Origin of the sequence: Microbacterium neungamense (assembly GCF_024971095.1) — a bacterium.
In the GTDB taxonomy this organism is placed as follows: Bacteria; Actinomycetota; Actinomycetes; order Actinomycetales; family Microbacteriaceae; genus Microbacterium; species Microbacterium neungamense.
The window spans coordinates 1904728-1927394 of sequence record NZ_CP069717.1 but is presented as its reverse complement, the minus strand read 5'-3'; the positions used below and the strand labels follow the sequence as shown (position 1 = coordinate 1927394).

16 protein-coding genes, 3 rRNA genes and 3 pseudogenes are annotated in these 22667 nt (G+C 69.5%); 12 read left to right on the top strand and 10 right to left on the bottom strand.

The window, feature by feature from the left end; all coding sequences use genetic code 11:
• Positions 1-121: 121 nt before the first annotated feature.
• On the bottom strand, positions 122-1297 hold the full coding sequence (locus tag JSY13_RS09315; RefSeq protein ID WP_259606414.1) for a MarP family serine protease: 1176 nt from the start codon (positions 1295-1297) through the stop codon (positions 122-124).
• Positions 1298-1422: 125 nt separating this feature from the next.
• Between JSY13_RS09315 and JSY13_RS09310 the strand changes: the two genes are divergently transcribed.
• The 4 genes and pseudogenes from JSY13_RS09310 to JSY13_RS09295 form a co-directional block, all read left to right on the top strand.
• Positions 1423-1908, top strand: coding sequence for a MogA/MoaB family molybdenum cofactor biosynthesis protein (locus JSY13_RS09310; RefSeq protein ID WP_259606413.1), 486 nt, complete (start codon positions 1423-1425; stop codon positions 1906-1908).
• A complete protein-coding gene (locus JSY13_RS09305) occupies positions 1905-2333 on the top strand; it encodes a molybdenum cofactor biosynthesis protein MoaE (RefSeq protein WP_259606412.1) in 429 nt (142 codons plus the stop codon). Before JSY13_RS09310 ends, JSY13_RS09305 begins: the two co-directional genes overlap by 4 nt.
• Before the next feature lie 97 nt (positions 2334-2430).
• A pseudogene (locus JSY13_RS09300) lies at positions 2431-2739 on the top strand (hypothetical protein); the annotation flags it as partial.
• A 1-nt stretch (position 2740) separates the two neighbouring features.
• Positions 2741-2893: pseudogene (locus JSY13_RS09295) on the top strand (formate dehydrogenase accessory sulfurtransferase FdhD); the annotation flags it as partial.
• A gap of 24 nt (positions 2894-2917) precedes the next feature.
• On the opposite strand, the gene JSY13_RS09290 reads toward JSY13_RS09295, so the two are convergent.
• From JSY13_RS09290 to JSY13_RS09275, 5 genes and pseudogenes are all read right to left on the bottom strand, one after another.
• Positions 2918-4645 (bottom strand): amidase, encoded by a 1728-nt coding sequence (locus JSY13_RS09290; protein WP_259606411.1) that lies wholly within the window; start codon positions 4643-4645, stop codon positions 2918-2920.
• 91 nt (positions 4646-4736) lie between these two features.
• Positions 4737-5780, bottom strand: coding sequence for an agmatine deiminase family protein (locus JSY13_RS09285; protein ID WP_259606410.1), 1044 nt, complete (start codon positions 5778-5780; stop codon positions 4737-4739).
• A gap of 76 nt (positions 5781-5856) precedes the next feature.
• Complete coding sequence (locus JSY13_RS12565) at positions 5857-6804, bottom strand: amidohydrolase (RefSeq protein ID WP_336297682.1); 948 nt, start codon at positions 6802-6804, stop codon at positions 5857-5859.
• 56 nt (positions 6805-6860) lie between these two features.
• Positions 6861-7472 (bottom strand): annotated as a pseudogene (locus JSY13_RS12560) (amidohydrolase family protein); the annotation flags it as partial.
• Between the two features lie 4 nt (positions 7473-7476).
• The gene (locus JSY13_RS09275; protein ID WP_259606409.1) at positions 7477-8310 is read right to left on the bottom strand and encodes an MFS transporter; all 834 of its coding nucleotides are present in this window, start codon (positions 8308-8310) and stop codon (positions 7477-7479) included.
• A 371-nt stretch (positions 8311-8681) separates the two neighbouring features.
• On the opposite strand from JSY13_RS09275, the gene JSY13_RS09270 reads away from it, so the two are divergent.
• From JSY13_RS09270 to rrf, 3 genes are all read left to right on the top strand, one after another.
• A 16S ribosomal RNA gene (locus JSY13_RS09270) occupies positions 8682-10205 on the top strand.
• 351 nt (positions 10206-10556) lie between these two features.
• Positions 10557-13661 (top strand): 23S ribosomal RNA (locus JSY13_RS09265).
• A 105-nt stretch (positions 13662-13766) separates the two neighbouring features.
• Positions 13767-13883 (top strand): 5S ribosomal RNA (rrf, locus tag JSY13_RS09260).
• The 16S, 23S and 5S rRNA genes sit together here, the layout of an rRNA operon.
• Before the next feature lie 113 nt (positions 13884-13996).
• Here the strand turns inward: rrf and JSY13_RS09255 are convergent.
• Complete coding sequence (locus tag JSY13_RS09255; RefSeq protein WP_259606408.1) at positions 13997-14809, bottom strand: IclR family transcriptional regulator; 813 nt, start codon at positions 14807-14809, stop codon at positions 13997-13999.
• A gap of 52 nt (positions 14810-14861) precedes the next feature.
• Between JSY13_RS09255 and hutH the strand changes: the two genes are divergently transcribed.
• The 3 genes from hutH to hutI are packed head-to-tail and all read left to right on the top strand — an operon-like array spanning position 14862 to position 19289.
• A complete protein-coding gene (gene hutH / locus JSY13_RS09250) occupies positions 14862-16403 on the top strand; it encodes a histidine ammonia-lyase (RefSeq protein ID WP_259606407.1) in 1542 nt (513 codons plus the stop codon).
• Positions 16396-18096 (top strand): urocanate hydratase, encoded by a 1701-nt coding sequence (gene hutU / locus JSY13_RS09245; RefSeq protein WP_259606406.1) that lies wholly within the window; start codon positions 16396-16398, stop codon positions 18094-18096. The genes hutH and hutU overlap by 8 nt, the downstream gene beginning before the upstream one ends.
• Complete coding sequence (gene hutI / locus JSY13_RS09240) at positions 18093-19289, top strand: imidazolonepropionase (protein WP_259606405.1); 1197 nt, start codon at positions 18093-18095, stop codon at positions 19287-19289. The genes hutU and hutI overlap by 4 nt, the downstream gene beginning before the upstream one ends.
• Positions 19290-19297: 8 nt before the next feature.
• Here the strand turns inward: hutI and JSY13_RS09235 are convergent, their stop codons facing one another.
• Genes JSY13_RS09235 through JSY13_RS09225 form a run of 3 tightly spaced genes read right to left on the bottom strand, consistent with a single transcriptional unit; the run spans position 19298 to position 22010 of the window.
• Positions 19298-19789: a hypothetical protein gene (locus JSY13_RS09235; RefSeq protein WP_259606404.1), complete on the bottom strand. Its 492-nt coding sequence runs from the start codon at positions 19787-19789 to the stop codon at positions 19298-19300.
• Positions 19790-19837: 48 nt separating this feature from the next.
• Positions 19838-20731, bottom strand: a complete 894-nt coding sequence (locus tag JSY13_RS09230) for an arginase family protein (RefSeq protein WP_259606403.1) — start codon at positions 20729-20731, stop codon at positions 19838-19840.
• 1 nt (position 20732) lies between these two features.
• Complete coding sequence (locus tag JSY13_RS09225) at positions 20733-22010, bottom strand: DUF445 domain-containing protein (protein ID WP_259606402.1); 1278 nt, start codon at positions 22008-22010, stop codon at positions 20733-20735.
• A 64-nt stretch (positions 22011-22074) separates the two neighbouring features.
• Between JSY13_RS09225 and JSY13_RS09220 the strand changes: the two genes are divergently transcribed.
• Both JSY13_RS09220 and JSY13_RS09215 read left to right on the top strand, forming a co-directional pair.
• Entirely contained in the window at positions 22075-22347 is a 273-nt protein-coding gene (locus JSY13_RS09220; protein ID WP_259606401.1) for a metal-sensitive transcriptional regulator, read from the top strand.
• Positions 22348-22470: 123 nt separating this feature from the next.
• The gene (locus JSY13_RS09215) at positions 22471-22650 is read left to right on the top strand and encodes a hypothetical protein (RefSeq protein ID WP_259606400.1); all 180 of its coding nucleotides are present in this window, start codon (positions 22471-22473) and stop codon (positions 22648-22650) included.
• Positions 22651-22667 lie beyond the last annotated feature (17 nt).

The following is a 22667-nucleotide window of genomic DNA, read 5'->3' as shown; positions in this document are numbered from 1 at the left end:
CAGTGTCCCATGGCGCCGCGCGCGAGGGACGGGAGCCTAGCGTTCGAGGTCGAGGTCGCGGACGGCAACCCGGCGCGGTCATGATCCCCGTGCGGTCATCCGGGCATCGGCGGGGCGGCTGTCACCCCAGGCAGCGTCCCGTCGCCACCGGCTGATCCGCGCCCTGGGCCGCCTCGAGCGCCGGCATCAGCTCGGCGTTCGTCATGGCGTAGCCGACGTCGGCGCGGGCCTCGTCGCGAGCGAACACGACGCCGGCCACCTCGCCGGTCTCGGTGAGCAGGGGTCCGCCGGAGTTGCCGGGCTCGACCTGCGCCCGCAGGGCGTACACGTCGCGCTCGGCGCCCGTCCCGCCGTAGATGTCGGCGACCGTCATCGGGTCGGATGCCGCGACGCCGGCCGGTACGGTGCGGAACGGCCCGCCGTGCGGGTAGCCCTGGATGACGCCGCCCGCACCCGGGGAGAGGGCCTGGCCGAGGGGGAGCGGGGCCGCATCCACATCCGCGGCGACCACCGCGAGGTCGTCCACGGGGTCGAAGTACACCACGTGGCCGTCGCGGGCGGGCTCGCCGGGCAGCTCGACGCGCAGGGTCTGGACGCCGGCGACGACGTGGGCGTTCGTCACGATGCGGTCCTCGGCGGCGACGAACCCGGTGCCGGACAGCATCGCCTGGCACTCCCGGGCGACGCCGGTGAGCCGGGCCACCGAGGCCGCGGCCCGGGCGAGCTGGGGATTGTCGGTGTCGATCTCACCGGCGTCGGGGGCGATGGACAGGTCGCTGTCGTCCAGGAGGCCGTCGATGGTGGGGAGCACGGTGTCGCCGAGCACGGCCTCGTGCAGGCGCGCCATCGCCTCGTCCAGGGGCTCGGGCGTCATCCCGTCGATCGTGCGCAGCACGGTCGACGACGCCACCGCCGAGGAGACCACGGGGATGCCCGCGGAGGCCACGCCGGCGCCGGCGAGGACGACGGCGAGGACCGCGGCGAGCAGGCTGAACGCCCCGCCGAGCAGGCGCTCGGCGACCCGTATCCGCAGCCGGTCGGCGCCGCGGCGCAGCAGCGAGCCCATCGCGGCGCCGATCCCCGCGCCCGCCGCGAGCAGCAGCACGGCCGCGGCGACGACGGCGGGACCGCGCCAGGCCTCGTCGGTCACGAGGCCCGCCACGGCGGGCAGCGCCCACGGCGCGGCGAGCCCTCCGGCGATGAGCCCGCAGACCATGCCGAGCGCGGAGAACAGGCCGGCGCGCAGCCCCGCCACGAACGCGGCGAACAGCAGCAACACGATGACGATGTCGACCACGGGCGGCGTGCGTCCTCCACGTTCTCGGACTCGGCGCCGTCGGGCACGGGCCGGTCGGGTCAGGCTACCCCGACGGCCTGTGCCCGGGCCGGGAGCGGGTGCCCGGCGGAATCTAGACTGAGCGGATGAACGCTCCGACCAGGCAGGCCGTCGTGGTGACGGTCTCGGATCGCTCCGCGGCGGGGCTGCGCGAGGACGTCTCCGGTCCGCTCGCCGCCGAACTCCTCGCGGGCGGTGGCTGGCGGGCCGACGTCCGGGTGGTTCCCGACGAGGTCGCGGAGATCGTCGCCGCGGTGCGAGAGGCCGCGGATGCCGGGGCGCGTCTGGTCGTGACGACCGGCGGCACCGGCGTCTCCCCGCGGGACGTGACGCCCGACGCGATGGACGAGCTGTTCGACCGCGAGCTGCCGGGGATCGCCGAGGAGCTGCGCCGCCGCGGCGCCGCCGTCCTCCCGCAGGCGCTGCTCTCGCGCGGGCGGGCGGGGATCGCGGGGCGCGCGCTCGTGGTGAACCTCCCCGGCTCGCCGGGCGCGGTGCGCGACGGCATCCCGGTCGTCCTCTCCGTCGCCGCGCACGCGCTCTCGCAGCTCGACGGGGGTGATCACCCGTGATCGTGCGCAGTGAGATCTCCGCGCAGCCGCTGGACGTCGCCGCGCACCTGACCGCGGTGGCGGATGCCGCGGCCGGCGCCACCGCGCTCTTCGTCGGCACTGTGCGCGACCACGACCCGGATGCCGAGGGGCGCGTGGTGCGGCTGGAGTACAGCGCGCACCCGGATGCCGGGCGCTTCCTCGCCGCGCTCGCCGCCGATGCGGATGCGGCGGGGCTGAGGATCGCGATCAGCCACCGCGTCGGGGCGCTCGGCGTGGGTGAGACGGCCATCGTGTGCGCGGTGTCGTCCGCGCATCGCGCCGACGCCTTCGAGGTGTGCCGCGCGCTGGTCGAGAGCGTGAAGGCGGAGCTGCCGGTGTGGAAGAAGCAGGTGGAGGCCGACGGCGGGGCGTCCTGGGTCGGCCTGGGCGGTCTCGCGACGTGAGGTCCGCGGGGTTCGCGGCCTGAGGCCGCGAGGCCCGGCGCCGGGCGCCTGTGACGCGGGGCGCCGCGCAGCGGCGATCGTGGTCTATTCTCGCCCCATGGCCCGGAACCCCCCGACAGAGGACATCGACGAGACGCGTCTGCGCGTGACGGCTCCGAAGGAGGTGGCCGTGGGCGTGCCGGCCGTGCTGCACGCCCTGCAGATCGCGCACGAGCAGATGGGGATCGTGCGCTCGGTGCAGACCCTGACGCGAGTCAACCAGAAGGACGGGTTCGACTGTCCCGGCTGCGCCTGGCCGGAGGAGGACAGACGGCACATCGCGGAGTTCTGCGAGAACGGCGCCAAGGCGGTCGCCGAGGAGGCCACGGTGCGCCGCGTGGGCCCGGAGTTCTTCGCGGCGCATTCTGATCCCCATCCTCGCGGCGGTCTCGGCGCCGTCGTCGCTCGCGGTCGAGCTCGCCGCGGCGTCCGGACTCACGCTCGTCGGTTTCCTCCGCGGGCGCTCCATGAACGTGTACACCGGGGCGGAGCGCATCCGGGTCGAGGCCGCCCGGGTGTGACGCCGCGACGCCGCGCGCCCGGCGTCAGAGCCGCGGCGTGCGCGGCGGAGGCGTGCGCCGCGTGCCGGGGGTCCCGATCGCCTCGAACGCGGAGGCGACGCGCAGCAGCTCGGTGTCGTCGTACGCCCGGCCGATGAAGGTGAGCCCGATCGGCATGCCGATGTCCTCCATCAGGCCCATCGGCACCGTCACGCTCGGGATGCCGAGGTGACGCATCGCCAGGTTGCCGTTCGCGATCCAGACGCCGTTGCGCCAGCCCAGGTCCGCGGATGCCGGGTTCACATCCATGTCCGCCGGTCCCACGTCCGCGACCGCGGGGAACACCACCGCATCCAGGCGCAGCCCGTCCATCCACTCCTCGAGGTCGCGGCGGCGGGTCTCCTCCAGCCCGCGCAGCCCGTCGGCGAGCTCCGGCATGTCGTCGAACGTCGCTCCCGGGTGCTCGCGCACCCAGGCCGGGTACTCCGCGATGTCGTCGTCGAACCCGTCGTACCGGTCCGGCAGCGCACCCTCCGGATGCGGGAAGATCGTCGCCCCGTCCACATCCGCGAGCGAGCGCAGAGCCGGGTCACCGTTCGCCTGCAGGAAGTCCTCCCAGCCCCACGCGGAGAGGTCGACGATCTCCCGGCGCAGGTACTCCGGGCTGACCAGGCCGCGGGTGGCGATCGTGGGCGCCCCAGGCCGGTCGCCCTCGTAGTTCGACACGACCGGGAAGTCCACCTCGACCACCGTGGCGCCGGCGGCCTCCAGGTCGCGGCGCGCGACCTCCCAGCGGGCGATCACGGACGGGCGGGTCTCGATGCGCCGCCCGGTGGGGCCGCCGATGCCGGGGTTCTCCGCGGTGCCGGCCTCGGGGTCGGCGTTGATGTACATCTTCGGGATGCCGATGCGCTTTCCCGCCAGGACCGCCGCGCCCTGCTCGGCATCCGTCACCGCGAGCGCGGGGTACGAGGCCGGGCGCACCGCAGATGCCGCGGGCAGCTGCACCCACGGCTGCACGCGCCAGAAGTCGCCCCGCGTCTCGGCGTCGTCGCCGACGATGACGTCGAGCACCTCGAGCAGATCCGCCATGCTGCGGGTGTGCGGCACGACGACGTCCATGGTCGGCACCAGCGGCCAGTTGCCGCGCACCGAGATCACGCCGCGGGACGGCGTGTACGCGCACAGGGCGTTGTTCGTCGCCGGTCCCCGCCCGCTCGACCACGTCTCCTCGCCCAGGCCGAAGGCGCCGAAGCTCGCCGCCGTCGCCGTGCCGGATCCGTTCGAGGACCCGGAGGCGAACGGCGCGGTGAGGTAGTCGGCGTTGTACGGGCTCTCGGCGCGGCCGTACACGCCGCGCTGCATGCCCCCGTTGGCCATCGGCGGCATGTTCGTCAGGCCCAGGCAGATCGCCCCGCCGGCGCGCAGCCGCTCGATCGTGAACGCGTCGCGCTGGGCGACGAGGTCCTTGAACGCCGGGCTGCCGGATGCCGCGGTGAGCCCCTTCACCAGGTAGCTGTCCTTCGCGGTGTACGGGATGCCGTCCAGCGGGCCGAGCGTCTCGCCGCGGGCGCGCCGGGCGTCGGATGCGGCGGCCTCCGCGCGCGCCTCCGGGTTGCGCACGACGACCGCGTTCAGCGCGGTGGGCGTGTCGGGGGCGTCGTAGGCGTCGATGCGGGCGAGATAGGCGTCGACCAGCTCCACGGCGGTCGTCGCGCCGGTCTCCAGCGCACGGCGCAGGTCGGCGATGGAGCGTTCGTACACGTCGAACATGGGGTGACTCCTTGCAGGGTTCGTCTCGGGTTGCCGGGGTCGTCTGGGGCGGCTTTCCGGCCGCGGCCGGCGGCTGTGTCTCGGCGGGCGTTCAGCGGGTGGTGTCGGGCAGGGCGGGCTGCTGCTGCGTGATGCAGTGGATGCCGCCGCCGCGGTCGAACAGCGGGCGCGCGTCCACCGTGACGACGCGGCGACCGGGGTACACGTCGGACAGGATGGCGCGGGCGCGGGCATCCGCCTTCTCGTCGCCGAAGCCGCACGCGACCACGCCGTCGTTCGTGACGAGGTGGTTGACGTAGCTCCAGTCCACGAAGCCCTCGTCGTCGCGGAGGGTGGACGGCGCCGGCAGGTCGACGATCTCGAAGGTGCGGCCGGCGGCGTCCGTCTGGGTCTCCAGGTGTGCGCGCAGCTCGGCCATCACCTGGTGATCGGGGTGCGCCGGGTCCTCCTGCGCGTGCATCAGCAGCACGCCCGGGGAGGGCAGGGTCGCCACGATGTCGACGTGGCCGTTCGTGCCGAACTCGTCGTAGTCGCGGGTGAGGCCGCGGGGCAGCCAGACCGCGGTGGTGGCGCCGATCGTGCGGAGCATCTCCGCCTCCACGCGCGTGCGGTCCAGGTACGGGTTGCGGCGCGGGTCGAGCTGTACGGTGTCGGTGAGCAGCACGGTGCCCTCGCCGTCGACGTGGATGCCGCCGCCCTCGTTCACGAGCGTGGAGCTGACCAGCTCGGCGCCGGTGGCCGCCGCGATGATCCGGGCGTGCTCCGCGGACTTCCGCCACTGCGCCCAGGCCGGGGCGCCCCAGCCGTTGAACACCCAGTCGACGGCGCCGAGCACCCCGGGGCGCTCGTCGTCGACGACGAAGGTGGGGCCGGAGTCGCGCATCCAGAACTCGTCCACCGGAGCCTCGACGATCTCGATCTGCTCCGACAGCATCCGGCGCGCGCGGCCGAGCTCGCTCGGGTCGACGAGCATGGTGACCGGCTCGAACTCGGCGACCGCGTGCGCGACCGCGGTCCAGGCGGCGTATCCCTCCTCGCGCTCGGTGTCGCTCTCGCCGAGGGTGATCCCCTCGGCGGGGAACGCCATCCAGGTGCGGGTGTGCGGTGCGGTCTCGGACGGCATGCGCCAGGACATGGGATCTCCTTCGATTCGCCGCCGCCTGATCTCTCGGGCGACGGTCTAGAGCGATGGTAGTGAAACGGGGCCGGGGTCAGGTGCCGATGACGTGGACGGTGCGGCCGCCGACGACGGTGCGGACGACGGATGCCGCCAGCAGTGCGTCCGGGCCGAGGGCGAACGGGTCCCGGTCGAGGACGGCGAAGTCCGCCCGCATGCCGGCGGCGAGGCTGCCGCGGAGGTGCTCCTCGCCGAGGGACGCCGCGGCGTCGCGCGTGCCGTGCACGATCGCCTGCTCGAGGGGGAGCGCGAAGTGCGGCAGCACCGGGGGCAGGGAGGGGTCGGCGGCGGAACGGCGGGTGGCCGCGATGAACATGTTCGCCAGCGCCGGGTGCGGCGCGGTCGGCGCGTCGGTCGAGAACGCGAGCCGCACCCCGGCGTCGACGTACTCCGGCCAGGCGAAGCCGCGGGCGGCGCGCTCAGGCCCGAGCATGGCGGCCCAGTTCTCCCAGATCGACGGGTCGGCGTGCACCGGCTGCATGGATGCGGTGACGCCGAGCTTCGCCATCCGCGCCGGGGTCTCCGGCGCGGCGTACTCGAGGTGCTCGATGCGGTGCCGGCGCTCGCGGGCGCCGTTGCGGGCGACCGCGGCCTCTAGGGTGTCCAGGGCGATGTCGCTGGCCCGATCGCCGATCGCGTGCATCGCGATCTGCAGCCCCGCCGCGTCCGCGGCGGTCACCACCGGGATCAGCCGATCGAGGGGCCAGATCGGGTCGGCGTTCGCGCCGTTCGTGTACGGCGCCCGCAGCGCCGCGGTGCAGGCGTCGATCACGCCGTCCAGGATCAGCTTGATGCCGACCACGCGCAGCCACGGGGCATCCGTCCGCTGCGACAGCTCCACCGCACGGCGCACCTGGGCGAGGTTCTCCTCGTCGTCGCCGGTGTTGTGGACGAACCAGTGCGCGCGCACCGCGAGCGGGAGCCCGCCGCGGCGCCCGGCGATCCGGTCGAGGGCGGCGAGGGCGACCGGATCGAGCGCCATGCCACGGCGCCGGTCACGCCGGCGGCGAGGTACGCGGCGAAGGCGCGCTCCAGGGCCTCGTCCCGCTCGGCATCCGTGCGGACCTCGTCGAGGAACGGCCAGACGATCTGCTGCGCGGCCGTCTCGTAGAACATCCCGTCCGGCGCACCGTCCGCGTCACGGCCGATCTCGCCGCCGAGCGGGTCCGGCGTGTCCCGGGTGACGCCGAGCTCGGCCAGCGCCGCCGAGTTCACCCACACGGAGTGGTAGTCGTTGGCCTGCAGGTACACCGGCACATCCGGCACGGCCGCGTCGATCATGGCTGCCGTGGGACGACCGCCGGGCACCGAGTCGAACAGCCAGCCGCGGCCGTGCAGGCGCGGGGCCGCGGGATCCGCCGCCCGGGCCTCGCGCAGACGCGCCTGGATCGCCTCCAGCGTGCGCTCCTCCGTGAGCGGGACGGCGCCGAGCGCTTCCCCCATCATCAGCAGGTGCGTGTGCACGTCGAGGAAGCCGGGCAGCACGACCCCGCCGTCCAGGTCGACGATCTCCGCGTCCGGGCCGGCCGCGGCGCGCGCGGAGTGCTCGTCGCCCACGAACGCGAGGCGATCGCCGTCGACGACGAGCGCCTCGGCCCAGGGGGCCTCCGCGGCGGTGAACACCCGGGCACCTCGATAGATCGTTGCCATGAATTCAGACTCCTGCCGTGCGGATGAGGTCGATATCGGGGGAGGCCTCACCCGGGAGCAGCTGCTCCTTCTCCACGCGTGTGGAGAGGCGGGCGACCAGGATGAGCGGGATCAGCAGGACCGCGCTGATGCCGGCGAGCACGATCCCGAGGCCGAGGAACCCGGACATCTCGGCGATCCACGCCCCGAACAGCGGCGAGAAGCTCGAGCCGATGAGGTACACGCCGAGCACCGGACCGGACCATCGCCCGCTCGCGTCCAGGGCGGCGGCGGTGGCCACGATGTACATGAAGGCGACGGCGTACACGGTGTTCCACGCGATCATGCTGACGAGATACACGGTGGGGTCGGTGGTCGTGCAGGCGAGCAGTTTGAGCGCGCCGCCGAGCGCGATCAGGATGCCGAGCGGCAGGGCCCGCCCGAGCCGGGCGCCGAGGACGATGAGCGCGATCGCGGCGACCAGGCCTCCGGCCGTGGACGCGCTCAGCACGAGCCCGAGGCCTCCGTCGTCCATGCCGGCCTGGGCGATGCCGATCGCGCCGGACATCGCCCACAGCGAGTCCTCGCCGACCGCCCAGACGGCGAACATCACCAGCAGGGCGAAGCCGGCGACGGTGATCGTGCGGGTGGAGGTGCGGACCCGGCTGGTGCCGGTGCGGGTGGTGATGATCGCCCCGGTGAGCGCGGGATCGGTCGCGGCGTCGCCGGACGGCTCGCCGTCGTCCAGGGCGAGACCGATCCCTGAGCGCGGCCCGGCCGACGGCGCGACACGCCCGGAGCGCGATCCGGATTTGCCGGGTCGGCGGGATCCGCGTAAGTTGTTACCTGTTCGCCCCAAGCGGTTGAGCGGAAGGCCGGAAGGTCCAGCTCCCCTCCAAGCGGCGGACACACCTCCTACTTCACATCAGTGGTCACGTTGGTGTAGGATGGAGGGCCCGGGTCCGGAAGGCTGCACAGCCTCAACGGTGCCCGGACAGATTGCGAAGTTGCCCTGCGCGTCCTGCCTTGGTTGGTGGGTGTGTGGGTGCGTCCGATCCTTGAGAACTCAACAGCGTGCACTTGTCAAATGCCAAATTATCCTCGTCGGCTTTTCGGAGTCGTTGAGAATTCCTTTGGATCAATTTGCGGATGTCAGTGACATTCGTTTTGGTCATGATTGAACTCGCTGGCCTTCGACTGTTTTCCCGGTTGTTGGTTGGCTTCTGTTTTTTTACGGAGAGTTTGATCCTGGCTCAGGATGAACGCTGGCGGCGTGCTTAACACATGCAAGTCGAACGATGAAGCCCAGCTTGCTGGGTGGATTAGTGGCGAACGGGTGAGTAACACGTGAGCAACCTGCCCCTGACTCTGGGATAAGCGCTGGAAACGGCGTCTAATACTGGATATGTGCCATGGCCGCATGGTCTGTGGTTGGAAAGATTTTTTCGGTTGGGGATGGGCTCGCGGCCTATCAGCTTGTTGGTGAGGTAATGGCTCACCAAGGCGTCGACGGGTAGCCGGCCTGAGAGGGTGACCGGCCACACTGGGACTGAGACACGGCCCAGACTCCTACGGGAGGCAGCAGTGGGGAATATTGCACAATGGGCGCAAGCCTGATGCAGCAACGCCGCGTGAGGGATGACGGCCTTCGGGTTGTAAACCTCTTTTAGCAGGGAAGAAGCGTGAGTGACGGTACCTGCAGAAAAAGCGCCGGCTAACTACGTGCCAGCAGCCGCGGTAATACGTAGGGCGCAAGCGTTATCCGGAATTATTGGGCGTAAAGAGCTCGTAGGCGGTCTGTCGCGTCTGCTGTGAAAACCCGAGGCTCAACCTCGGGCCTGCAGTGGGTACGGGCAGACTGGAGTGCGGTAGGGGAGATTGGAATTCCTGGTGTAGCGGTGGAATGCGCAGATATCAGGAGGAACACCGATGGCGAAGGCAGATCTCTGGGCCGTAACTGACGCTGAGGAGCGAAAGGGTGGGGAGCAAACAGGCTTAGATACCCTGGTAGTCCACCCCGTAAACGTTGGGAACTAGTTGTGGGGTCCTTTCCACGGATTCCGTGACGCAGCTAACGCATTAAGTTCCCCGCCTGGGGAGTACGGCCGCAAGGCTAAAACTCAAAGGAATTGACGGGGACCCGCACAAGCGGCGGAGCATGCGGATTAATTCGATGCAACGCGAAGAACCTTACCAAGGCTTGACATACACGAGAACGCCCTAGAAATAGGGAACTCTTTGGACACTCGTGAACAGGTGGTGCATGGTTGTCGTCAGCTCGTGTCGTGAGATGTTGGGTTAAGTCCCGCAACGAGCGCAACCCTCGTTCTATGTTGCCAGCACGTTATGGTGGGAACTCATGGGATACTGCCGGGGTCAACTCGGAGGAAGGTGGGGATGACGTCAAATCATCATGCCCCTTATGTCTTGGGCTTCACGCATGCTACAATGGCCGGTACAAAGGGCTGCGATACCGCGAGGTGGAGCGAATCCCAAAAAGCCGGTCCCAGTTCGGATTGAGGTCTGCAACTCGACCTCATGAAGTCGGAGTCGCTAGTAATCGCAGATCAGCAACGCTGCGGTGAATACGTTCCCGGGTCTTGTACACACCGCCCGTCAAGTCATGAAAGTCGGTAACACCTGAAGCCGGTGGCCTAACCCTTGTGGAGGGAGCCGTCGAAGGTGGGATCGGTAATTAGGACTAAGTCGTAACAAGGTAGCCGTACCGGAAGGTGCGGCTGGATCACCTCCTTTCTAAGGAGCATCTGGCACCTGTTGGTGTCCAGGCGCCGGTTCGGGGCGAACGTTCCCGCCGGTCAGCTCATGGGTGGAACATTTGACATGACGTCAGCGCAGCTGTCTTCTGCTAGTACGCCGCTTCGGTGGTTGGAAGGTGGGGGGTGGTGAGCGGGGCGTCTGCACGCTGTTGGGTCCTGAGGGACCGGGCCGGCTTTCGGGTTGGACTGGACCTCGTGGCCCTTTCTTCTGTCGCCGTGGTGGTGGTGGGGGAGGGGGACCGCCCGTACTTTGAGAACTACACAGTGGACGCGAGCATCTTAAAGAAAACTTCGACCGGCCCTTTTGGGGTTGGTCGTGCTCATGTGATTTCAAGTCTTTAAGAGCAAACGGTGGATGCCTTGGCATCTGGAGCCGAAGAAGGACGTAGCAATCTGCGATAAGCCTCGGGGAACTGATAAGCGAGTTTTGATCCGAGGATCTCCGAATGGGGAAACCCCGCCGGGCGGCGTGCCGACCTGGTGACTCCCGTCTGAATATATAGGGCGGGTAGAGGGAACGTGGGGAAGTGAAACATCTCAGTACCCACAGGAAGAGAAAACAACCGTGATTCCGTGAGTAGTGGCGAGCGAAAGCGGATGAGGCTAAACCGGGTGTGTGTGAGAGCCGGCAGGCGTTGCATATCCGGGGTTGCGGGACTCTCCTGGTCATTCTGCCGAGTGGCCGACGTGATGCGATCGTATAGACGAATGGTCTTGAAAGGCCAGCCGTAGTGGGTGCCAGCCCCGTAGTCGAAATGCGGTTCGCAGCGTGGAGTGTATCCCAAGTAGCACGGGGCCCGAGAAATCCCGTGTGAATCTGTCAGGACCACCTGATAAGCCTAAATACTCCCAGATGACCGATAGCGGACAAGTACCGTGAGGGAAAGGTGAAAAGTACCCCGGGAGGGGAGTGAAATAGTACCTGAAACCGTTTGCTTACAAACCGTTGGAGCACCCCTGGTAGGTGTGACAGCGTGCCTTTTGAAGAATGAGCCTGCGAGTTAGTGATATGTGGCGAGGTTAACCCGTGTGGGGTAGCCGTAGCGAAAGCGAGTCTGAATAGGGCGTTTGAGTCGCATGTCCTAGACCCGAAGCGAAGTGATCTATCCATGGCCAGGCTGAAGCGACGGTAAGACGTCGTGGAGGGCCGAACCCACTTAGGTTGAAAACTGAGGGGATGAGCTGTGGATAGGGGTGAAAGGCCAATCAAACTTCGTGATAGCTGGTTCTCTCCGAAATGCATTTAGGTGCAGCGTTGCGTGTTTCTTGCCGGAGGTAGAGCTACTGGATGGCCGATGGGCCCCACCAGGTTACTGACGTCAGCCAAACTCCGAATGCCGGTAAGTGAGAGCGCAGCAGTGAGACTGTGGGGGATAAGCTTCATAGTCGAGAGGGAAACAACCCAGACCACCATCTAAGGTCCCAAAGCGCGTGCTAAGTGGAAAAGGATGTGGAGTTGCTCAGACAACCAGGAGGTTGGCTTAGAAGCAGCCACCCTTGAAAGAGTGCGTAATAGCTCACTGGTCAAGTGATTCCGCGCCGACAATGTAACGGGGCTCAAGCACGCCACCGAAGTTGTGGCATTGACATTTTTGGTAGGCCTTCGTGGTCCAGCCGTGTTGATGGGTAGGAGAGCGTCGTGTGGGCGGTGAAGCGGCAGAGTGATCTAGCCGTGGAGGCCACACGAGTGAGAATGCAGGCATGAGTAGCGAAAGACGTGTGAGAAACACGTCCTCCGGAAGACCAAGGGTTCCAGGGTCAAGCTAATCTTCCCTGGGTAAGTCGGGACCTAAGGCGAGGCCGACAGGCGTAGTCGATGGACAACGGGTTGATATTCCCGTACCGGCGAAGAACCGCCCCAGTCAATCCAGTGGTGCTAAGCGCCCGAACCATCACACCGCCGCCTTCGGGTGGCATCGTGGTGGGGAGCGCGCGACCCCATGCTGGTGCGGCTAGCGTATTAACAGGTGTGACGCAGGAAGGTAGCCCAAGCCAGGCGATGGTTGTCCTGGTGCAAGTGCGTAGGCCGAGTCGTAGGCAAATCCGCGGCTCATACAGGCTGAGACACGATGCGGATGAAAAGTGGGTGATCCTATGCTGCCGAGAAAAGCATCGACGCGAGGTTCTAGCCGCCCGTACCCCAAACCGACTCAGGTGGTCAGGTAGAGAATACCAAGGAGATCGAGAGAATCGTGGTTAAGGAACTCGGCAAAATGCCCCCGTAACTTCGGGAGAAGGGGGGCCCTCCGCTTATTAGGACTTGCTCCGAAAGGGCGTGGGGGCCGCAGAGACTAGTGGGTAGCGACTGTTTACTAAAAACACAGGTCCGTGCGAAGTCGCAAGACGATGTATACGGACTGACGCCTGCCCGGTGCTGGAAGGTTAAGAGGACCGGTTAGCCGCAAGGCGAAGCTGAGAATTTAAGCCCCAGTAAACGGCGGTGGTAACTATAACCATCCTAAGGTAGCGAAATTCCTTGTCGGGTAAGTTCCGACCTGCACGAATGGCGTAACGACTTCCCAACTGTCTCAACCGCGAACTCGGCGAAATTGCATTACGAGTAAAGATGCTCGTTACGCGCAGCAGGACGGAAAGACCCCGTGACCTTTACTACAGCTTGGTATTGGTGTTCGGTGTGGCTTGTGTAGGATAGGTGGGAGACGGTGAAGCTCGGACGCCAGTTCGGGTGGAGTCATTGTTGAAATACCACTCTGGTCACTCTGGATATCTAACTTCGAACCGTGATCCGGTTCAGGGACAGTGCCTGGTGGGTAGTTTAACTGGGGCGGTTGCCTCCCAAAGAGTAACGGAGGCGCCCAAAGGTTCCCTCAACCTGGTTGGCAATCAGGTGTCGAGTGTAAGTGCACAAGGGAGCTTGACTGTGAGACTGACAGGTCGAGCAGGGACGAAAGTCGGGACTAGTGATCCGGCAGTGGCTTGTGGAAGCGCTGTCGCTCAACGGATAAAAGGTACCTCGGGGATAACAGGCTGATCTTGCCCAAGAGTCCATATCGACGGCATGGTTTGGCACCTCGATGTCGGCTCGTCGCATCCTGGGGCTGGAGTAGGTCCCAAGGGTTGGGCTGTTCGCCCATTAAAGCGGTACGCGAGCTGGGTTTAGAACGTCGTGAGACAGTTCGGTCCCTATCCGCTGCGCGCGTAGGAAGTTTGAGAGGATCTGACCCTAGTACGAGAGGACCGGGTTGGACGAACCTCTGGTGTGCCAGTTGTTCCGCCAGGAGCACCGCTGGTTAGCTACGTTCGGGATGGATAACCGCTGAAAGCATCTAAGCGGGAAGCCGGCCTCAAGATGAGACTTCCATCACCCTCGGGTGGAGAGGCTCCCAGCCAGACGACTGGGTTGATAGGCCAGATGTGGAAGCCCAGCAATGGGTGCAGCTGACTGGTACTAATAAGCCGACGACTTGATAACACTTTCCCTTGAGAAAGCTCGCGTCCACTTTGTGGTTCTCGACGTACGGTCGGAACCAAACAACACACCACACGAGTGTGTTGCCGATGAACATGTCAACAGTGTTTCGGCGGCCATAGCGTGAGGGAAACGCCCGGACACATTCCGAACCCGGAAGCTAAGCCTCACAGCGCCGATGGTACTGCAGGGGGGACCCTGTGGGAGAGTAGGACACCGCCGGACTTCTTCTGTGAAAGAGCCACCCAGTGCTGGGTGGCTCTTTCGCGTTTAACGCCCCTGTCCCGGGGCGCTCACCTCCCGTGCGCGGCGCCACGATGATTCGGGGCCTGATTCGGTCACGGTGACGCGCCCGGCCGGTCGCGCCGTCCGGTGCGTCGCTCCAGCGTGCGGGCGGCACCGGTCACGGCATCCGTCACCGCCCCCACGTCGACGCCGGCGTCCGCCGCCCAGGTCACCGCGACTGCGGCGGTCGGCCACCCGGCGTGATCGCGCACGGCCACGGCGACCGAGCGGAAGCCCTCGGTCACCTCGCCGTCCTCGGTCGCCACCCCGGTGCGCCGCACCTGGCGCAGCAGCTCCCTCAGCTCGGACGGCTTCGACGGGCCGCGCCCGGTGCGCTCGGTGAACGCCGAGACGTCCGGATACAGCGCGCGCACCTGCGAGGCCGGCAGCGCGGCGAGCATCGCGCGGCCGGTGGCGGTGAGGTGCGCGGGAAGGCGCACCCCGACCTCGGTCACCAGCGCCGGGCGGCGCAGCGCCCGCTCCTCCACGATGTACAGCACGTCTCGTCCGCTCATCACCGCGAGGTGCGCGCTCTCGCCCAGACGGTCGGCGAGGCCTGCGACCAGGGGCCGGCCGAGACGCGCCAGGGGCTCCTGCCGGGCGTAGCCGCCGGCGAGCTCGAAGGCGCTGGTGCCCAGACCCCAGCGCCGCTCCTGCGGCAGCCGCACCACGAAGCCGTGCGCCTCGAGCGTCGCCAGCAGGTGGTAGACCGTCGACCTCGGGATGCCGAGGTCCCGGGCGAGCGCGGATGCCGCCACCGGCGCCGGCCGCCGCGCGAGATGGCGGAGGATGCGCAGCGTCTGGTCCGCCGCGGGAACCTGCGGGCGCGCCTCGGGGCGGGCGAGTTCGTCTGGAATCACAGACACAGTCTGTCATTCCGCCCCTCCGCCCGGCACCCCCAGGGTGTGGAATCGAAGCATGCAGGAAACCTCCCCGATCGTCATCGGCGCGACGCCGCTCACTCCCGCGGACGTCGTCGCCGTCGCCCGCCACCACGCCCCCGTCACCATCGCCGACAGCGCCCGTGACCGCGTCGCCGCGGCCCGCGCCGTCATCGACGGCATGGCGGCCGATCCCAAGCCGCACTACGGCGTCTCCACCGGGTTCGGCGCCCTCGCCACCACCTTCATCGCCCCGGAGCGCCGCCGTCAGTTGCAGGTCAGCCTGATCCGCTCGCACGCCGCCGGCACCGGCCCCGAGGTGGAGACCGAGGTCGTCCGCGCGCTGCAGCTGCTGCGCCTGCAGACGCTCGCCTCCGGCCACACGGGCGTGCGCCCGGCGGTCGTCGACGCCTACGCGGCCATGCTGAATGCGGGGATCACCCCGATCGTGCGCGAGTACGGCTCGCTCGGCTGCTCCGGCGACCTCGCCCCGCTCGCCCACATCGCGCTCGCCGCGATGGGCGAAGGCGAGGTGCGCGACGCCCACGGCGAGCTGATGCCGGCGGCCCAGGCGCTCGCCGCCGCGGGCATCGAGCCGCTGGTGCTCGTGGAGAAGGAGGGGCTCGCCCTCATCAACGGCACCGACGGCATGCTCGGGATGCTCGTGCTCGCGCTGCACGACCTGGAGACGCTGGTCACCACCGCCGACCTCGCCGCCGCGATGTCGATCGAGTCGCAGCTGGGCACGGATGCCGTGTTCGCCGCCGATCTGATGGCGCTGCGCCCCCAGGTCGGCCAGGCCGCCTCGGCCGCGAACCTGCGCGCCTTCCTCGGCGACTCGCCCATGGTGGCCAGCCACAAGGGCCCGGAGGACGGGCGCGTGCAGGACGCCTACTCGCTGCGCTGCTCTCCGCAGGTGCACGGCGCCGCCCGCGACACCATGGCGCACGCCGCGACGATCGCGGAGCGCGAGCTGGCCTCCGTCGTCGATAACCCCGTGGTCACCGCCGACGGACGCATCGAATCGAACGGCAACTTCCACGGCGCCCCTGTCGCCGCGGTCCTCGACTTCCTCGCGATCTCGGTCGCCGACGTGGCATCCGTCTCCGAGCGCCGCACGGACCGCGCCCTCGACCCGGCGCGCAGCCACGGCCTGCCGCCCTTCCTCGCCCACGAGGTGGGCGTGGACTCCGGGCTCATGATCGCCCAGTACGCCGCCGCCGGCATCGTCTCGGAGCTGAAGCGGCTCGCCGCCCCGGCATCCGTCGACTCCATCCCGTCCTCGGCGATGCAGGAGGACCACGTCTCGATGGGCTGGGCCGCCGCCCGCAAGCTGCGGCGCGCGATCGACGGACTCGCCCGCGTCCTCGCCATCGAGATCCTCACGGGCGCCCGCGCGCTCGACCTGCGCGCGCCGCTCGAGGCCGGACCCGCCACCGGCGCGGTGCGCGACCTCGTCCGCACCGTGGCCGAAGGCCCCGGACCCGACCATTTCCTCTCACCCGACATGGAGGCCGTCACCGAGCTCGTGCGCTCGGGCGAGGTCCTCCGCACTGCGAAGGAGCACGCGAATGTCTGACACCACCACCGCGACCACCACTGCGACCGCCGCCAACGGGATCGGCCACCAGGGGCGGAGCGTCCGCGCCCCGCGCGGCAACGAGCGCACCGCGAAGAGCTGGGGCGCCGAGGCCGCCAAGCGGATGCTGATGAACAACCTCGACCCCGAGGTCGCCGAGCACCCCGAGGACCTCGTCGTCTACGGCGGTACCGGCCGCGCCGCCCGCAGCTGGGAGGCGTACGACGCGATCGTGCGCGCCCTCGACGAGCTGGAGCCCGACGAGACCCTGCTGGTGCAGTCCGGCAAGCCGGTCGGCGTGTTCCGCACCCACGAGTGGGCGCCGCGCGTGCTCATCGCGAACTCGAACCTCGTCGGCGACTGGGCCACCTGGCCCGAGTTCCGTCGGCTCGAGTCGCTGGGCCTGACCATGTACGGCCAGATGACCGCCGGCTCGTGGATCTACATCGGCTCGCAGGGCATCCTGCAGGGCACCTACGAGACCTTCGCCGCCGTCGCCCGCTCGCTCGGCCGCGACTCGCTCAAGGGCACGCTGTCCCTCACCGGCGGCGCCGGCGGCATGGGCGGCGCGCAGCCGCTCGCGGTCACGCTGAACGAGGGCGCCTGCCTCATCGTCGACGTCGACGAGACCCGCCTGGCCCGCCGCGTGGACCACGGCTACCTGGACGAGTACCACACCGACCTCGACACCGCGGTGGCCCGTGCCGTGGCAGCCAAGCAGGCCGGCGAGGCCCTCTCGGTCGGCATCGTCGGCAACGCCGCCGAGGTGTTCCCAGAACTGTTCCGCCGCGGCGTGCCGATCGACATCGTCACCGACCAGACCAGCGCCCACGACCCGCTCGCCTACCTCCCGATCGGCATCTCGGTCGAGGACTGGAAGGCCGAGGCCGAGCGCGACCCGGAGGAGTTCACCCGCCGCTCGCGGGAGTCGATGGCCGCGCACGTGCGGGCCATGGTCGACTTCCAGGACGCCGGCGCCGCGGTGTTCGACTACGGCAACTCGATCCGGGCCGAGGCGCAGCTCGGCGGCTTCGACCGCGCGTTCGCGTTCCCCGGCTTCGTGCCGGCCTACATCCGCCCGCAGTTCGAGGAGGGCCGCGGCCCGTTCCGCTGGGCCGCTCTCTCGGGCGACCCGGAGGACATCTACAAGACCGACCGCGCCATCGCCGAGCTGTTCCCGGAGGACGCCGCCCTGCACCGCTGGCTGAAGAAGGCGGGGGAGAAGGTGCACTTCGAGGGCCTGCCCGCGCGCATCTGCTGGCTCGGCTACAAGGAGCGCCACCTCGCCGGCCTGAAGTTCAACGAGATGGTCGCCTCGGGCGAGCTGAAGGCGCCGATCGTGATCGGCCGAGACCACCTCGACTCCGGCTCGGTGGCCTCGCCGTACCGCGAGACCGAAGCCATGAAGGACGGCTCCGACGCGATCGCCGACTGGCCGCTGCTGAACGCGCTGCTGAACACCGCCTCCGGCGCGGCGTGGGTGTCCATCCACCACGGCGGCGGTGTCGGCATCGGCCGCAGCATCCACGCCGGCCAGGTCACCGTGGCCGACGGCACCGAGCTCGCCGCGCAGAAGCTGGAGCGGGTGCTCACCAACGACCCCGGCACCGGCGTGATGCGGCATGTGGACGCCGGCTACGAGCACGCGCGCGAGGTCGCCCGCGAGCGCGGCCTGAAGGTGCCGATGCTGTGAGCGCCACGCTGATCACGAACATCGGGGAGCTGACCACCAACGACCCCGGCGCCGCCGGCGACCGCTGCGGCACGCTGCACGATGCCGCCGTGCTCATCGAGGATGGCCGGATCGCATGGGTCGGCGCCGCCCCGGATGCCCCGGTCCGGGCATCCGGGGAGAGCGGCCGCGGCGCCGCCGAGGTCGTCGACGCCGGCGGCCGGGCGGTCATCCCCGGGTTCGTGGACAGCCACAGCCACCTCGTCTTCGGCGGCGATCGCGCCGCCGAATTCGAAGCGCGCATGGCCGGCGAGAAGTACGCCGCGGGCGGCATCCGCTCGACCGTGACCGCCACTCGCGGCGCGAGCGACGACCAGCTGCGCGAGCGGCTGCGCGGCTTCCTCGACGAGATGCACGCCCAGGGCACGACGACGGTGGAGATCAAGAGCGGATACGGGCTCGACGTCGCCACCGAGGAGCGGCTGGTGCGGCTCGCCGCCGAGGTCACCGAGGAGGTGACGTTCCTGGGCGCGCACGTCGTGCCGGCCGAGTACGCCGGCCGCGCCGACGAGTACGTCGACCTCGTCGTCGGGGAGATGCTGGACGCGTGCGCGCCGCACGCGAAGTGGATCGACGTGTTCTGCGAGACCGGGGCCTTCACGGTGCCGCAGTCGCGGCGGGTGCTCCAGGCCGGCATCGCGCGCGGGCTGCAGCCGCGCCTGCACGCCAGCCAGCTCGGCCCCGGTGAGGGCGTGCAGCTGGCGGTCGAGCTCGGCGCGGCATCCGTCGACCACGGCACCTACCTCACCGACGCGGACGTCGCCGCGCTCGCCGCATCCGACACCGTGCTCACCCTGCTGCCGGGCGTGGAGTTCTCCACGCGCCAGCCCTATCCGGACGCGCGGCGCCTCATCGACGCCGGGGTGACCGTGGCGCTGGCATGCGACACCAACCCCGGGTCGAGCTTCACCTCGTCGATGCCGTTCTGCATCGCCGTCGCCGTGCGCGACATGGGCATGACCACGGCGGAGGCGGTCTGGGCCGCGACCGCCGGCGGGGCCGCCGCGCTCCGGCGCGATGACATCGGCGTCATCGCGCCGGGCAGGCGCGCCGACCTGGTGCTGCTGGACGCCCCGACCCGCGTGCACCTGGCCTACCGCCCCGGCGTGCCGCTGGTGGCGCGGGTCTGGAAGGACGGCGTTCCGGTGCGCTGACGCCGGACTCAGGTGTTGCGGGTGAACGTGATGCCGTGCTGTGCGGCGGCCGCGCCGAGGAGCTGCAGGGCGCGGTGGACCTCTTCGCCGGTGCGGCCGTTGAGTCCGACGTGCACGGTGGCCGCGCTGCCGAGCATCGGGGCGAAGAGCACCATCCTGCGCGCCTTGGTCGTGGCCCGGGCCTTCACGGCCTCGTAGTCCTTCAGGGACAGCGTGATCACCTTCATCGAGGCGTCGATGCCGGCGTCGGCGATCCCCTTCCCGACCGCGTTCGCCGCGATCGCGAGCCAGACCAGGATCGCCGCGATCGCCAGGCCGATCACGATCCAGCCGACCAGCGGCACGCCGAGCAGGATGAACCCGATCCCGACGCCGATCCCGAGGACGCAGGCGATGGCCACCCCGAGGCTCTTGCCGGCGAGGGACCTCTGGGCGGTGGGGTCGCTGACGTAGCGGAGGCGTTCGGTCCAGGTGTGCGGTGTCACGGATGCGGCGGTCACAGCCCTCATCCTAGGGTCGGCCCGCCGACCTCCGGAGGAGGCGCGGTCTCAGCGCGAGGCAAGCCCTGCGAGCAGCTCCAGCACACACAGCGCGGTCAGGCGCACGGTGCGCGCGTCCTCGGCATCCGCCGTCGCGTCCACCTCGACGAGGTCGGCGCTGACGACGCGGGCGTCCGAGGCGACACCGCGGGTGAGGGCGCGCAGCTCCCACGCGGCGAGCCCGCCGGGCGCGCTGGCCGGGCAGCCGGGTGCGACCGACCGGTCGCACACGTCCACGTCGATGTCGAGGTGCACGCGGGCGCCGTCCCCGGCCCCGGCGATCTCGAGGGCCTCAGCGAGGACGTCCGGGATGCCGCGGCGGCGCAGCTCGTCGAGAGCGATCACTCGGATGCCCCAGTCGGCGGCGCGCTGCGCGTAGGCGACCGAGTTCGTGAAGTCGGCGATGCCGATCTGCACGATCCGCCGCGGGTCGATCCGCTCCTCGTCGGGGGCGTCCTCCACGAGTCGGCGCACCGGGGAGCCGTTGGAGACGCCGTCGCGCAGGTCGAAGTGCGCGTCGAAGGTGATCAGACCGGTCGCCCGGGCCCCGCGCGCGACGGGGTAGGTCACCGAGTTGTCGCCGCCGAGCGCGATCGTGAAGGCCGGGCCGAACTCGCGCACCCGCTGCACGACCGCCGCGATGCCCTCCTCGCCGTCCGGTTCGGACACGTCCCCGGCATCCGCGATCCGCAGCACCGCGTTCAGGTCCACCGCGGGCGGGCCCATCAGGGTCGGGCTGTACCGGGCCAGCGCCTCGCGCACGGCCGCCGGGGTCGCGTGCGCGCCGGTCGGCGACAGCGAGCTGCGCCAGGCGGGGACGCCGAGCAGCACGGCATCCGCCGCGTCGTCGAAGGCCGGCCAGGAGCCCGCGCGGGGCCAGAGGGGGTCGTGCGAGAGTGCCATGTCATGCTCCGGGGATCAGGTTGTGGGCGACGGCGAAGATCGCCAGGCCCGCGAGGGCGCCCACGACCGTGCCGTTCAGGCGGATGTACTGCAGGTCGCGACCGACCATGAGCTCGATCTTCTCGGTGGTCTCGGCGGCGTCCCACCGCTCCACGGTATCGGTGATGATCGAGGCGATGTCGTGCCGGTAGCGGTCGACGAGGAACACCGCCGCCTCGGTGGCCCAGCCGTCCACGCGGGCCTGCAGGGCGGCATCCGTGGCCAGCCGCTCGCCCACCTCGGTCAGGGCCGTGGCGGCGCGCCGCCGCAGCCCGCTCTCCGGGTCGGCGAGAGCCGTGAGCAGCCCGTTCTTCGCGGTGTTCCACGCCTCCGCGGCCAGCGCCGCGACGCGGGGACTGTCGAACATGGCCGCCTTGGCGCCCTCGAAGCGGGCGCGCACCGCCGGGTCGTGCTGCAGGCCGTCGGCGAGGCGGGCGAGGTAGCCGTCGAGAGCGCGGCGGGCCGGATGCCCGGCATCCGCCTGCACGGCGCGGACGAACTTCACCGCCTCGTTGTACACGGTCTCGTCGACCAGCCGCTGCGCGATCCGCGGCACCCAGGCCGGCAGGCGGCGCGACACCAGGCCGGAGAACGCCTCCGCGTTGCCGTCCAGCCAGGTGGCGATGCTGTCCACGGCGAGATCCACCGCGCCGCGGTGCGCGTCGGCCTCGACGATCCGCTGCAGCCAGGCGCCCGCCGGCGGTCCCCACTCCGGCGCGACAAGGTGCTCGCGGGCGAGATCGGCGATCAGGTCGCGCACGTCGTCGTCGCTGAGCGCGTGCAGCACGGCGGTGGCGACGGTCGCGCCCTCGGCGGCGACCCGCTCGGCGTGCGCGGGCCGGCGCAGCCAGTCGCCGAAGCGGCGCGCCACGGACGTCGTCGCGAGCTTGGCGCGCACGACCTCCGCGGACAGGAAGTTCGCCTCCACGAACTCGCCCAGGGAGCGGCCGATCTCGTCCTTGCGGGTCGGGATGATCGCGGTGTGCGGGATCGGCAGGCCGAGCGGGCGGCGGAACAGGGCGGTGACCGCGAACCAGTCCGCCAGCGCCCCGACCATGCCGCCTTCGGCCGCGGCGCGCAGATAGGCCAGCCACGGATGCCGCTCCTGCAGCCAGAACGCGAACACGAAGGCGATCGCCATGGCCAGCAGCGCGCCCAGCGCGACCGCCTTCATCCGCCGCAGGCCGCGCAGCCGCTCCTGATCGGCGGGGGACAGCAGCGCCATCGGCGTACGCGACATGCCGCCATCCTTTCATGGACGTGCCGGCGGATCCCGCCGGGCTCGTGCGGACTACGCTCGAAGGGTGATCGACGACATCAAGAAGCGCGCCCTGCACCGCACCAGCATCCTCGAGGGTCAGCTGCGCGGGATCGCGCGGATGATCGAGAACGAGGAGTACTGCATGGACATCATCACGCAGTCCCGTGCGATCCAGCGGTCCCTCGAATCCCTGAACCGGCTGCTGCTGGAGAACCACCTGCGCACCCACGTCACGCACATGTTCGAGCACGGCGGGGAGCAGCGCGACAAGGCGGTCGGCGAGCTGCTGAAGGCGTTCAACTTCGACGGACGCTGATCCCGGATATCCGTTGCTCGATTCGGCGAATGCAACGGATATCGTCGCAAAGTGCTCCGTATGCTTCGTTTTTCGCTGTACCTCGGTCGGCTCTTGTGATTGACTACCGGCAGTCGGAACTCGATGGGGAGGTCTCATGCCGGGCACTGCCGCGAATCCACACGACGAGGTGCGCGCGGGCGGCGCCTCGCACTGCTCGACCGGGACCCGTCCGACGGACCGGCCGACGAGATCGGCAGCACGCGGGTGCTCGGCACGTGGGTGGAAGGGGAGCAGGTCTACGACGCGGAGCCCGGTCGCTGAGCGAGGACGCCCCTGAG

Excerpts from the sequence above, each read along its gene's own strand:
- JSY13_RS09310 (WP_259606413.1), top strand. The coding sequence starts at position 1,423 with ATGAACGCTCCGACCAGGCAGGCCGTCGTGGTGACGGTCTCGGATCGC.
- JSY13_RS09290 (WP_259606411.1), bottom strand. The coding sequence starts at position 4,645 with ATGTTCGACGTGTACGAACGCTCCATCGCCGACCTGCGCCGTGCGCTG.
- JSY13_RS09285 (WP_259606410.1), bottom strand. The coding sequence starts at position 5,780 with ATGTCCTGGCGCATGCCGTCCGAGACCGCACCGCACACCCGCACCTGG.
- JSY13_RS12565 (WP_336297682.1), bottom strand. The coding sequence starts at position 6,804 with ATGGCGCTCGATCCGGTCGCCCTCGCCGCCCTCGACCGGATCGCCGGG.
- hutH (WP_259606407.1), top strand. The coding sequence starts at position 14,862 with ATGCAGGAAACCTCCCCGATCGTCATCGGCGCGACGCCGCTCACTCCC.
- hutU (WP_259606406.1), top strand. The coding sequence starts at position 16,396 with ATGTCTGACACCACCACCGCGACCACCACTGCGACCGCCGCCAACGGG.
- JSY13_RS09230 (WP_259606403.1), bottom strand. The coding sequence starts at position 20,731 with ATGGCACTCTCGCACGACCCCCTCTGGCCCCGCGCGGGCTCCTGGCCG.
- JSY13_RS09225 (WP_259606402.1), bottom strand. The coding sequence starts at position 22,010 with ATGTCGCGTACGCCGATGGCGCTGCTGTCCCCCGCCGATCAGGAGCGG.
- JSY13_RS09215 (WP_259606400.1), top strand. The coding sequence starts at position 22,471 with ATGGGGAGGTCTCATGCCGGGCACTGCCGCGAATCCACACGACGAGGT.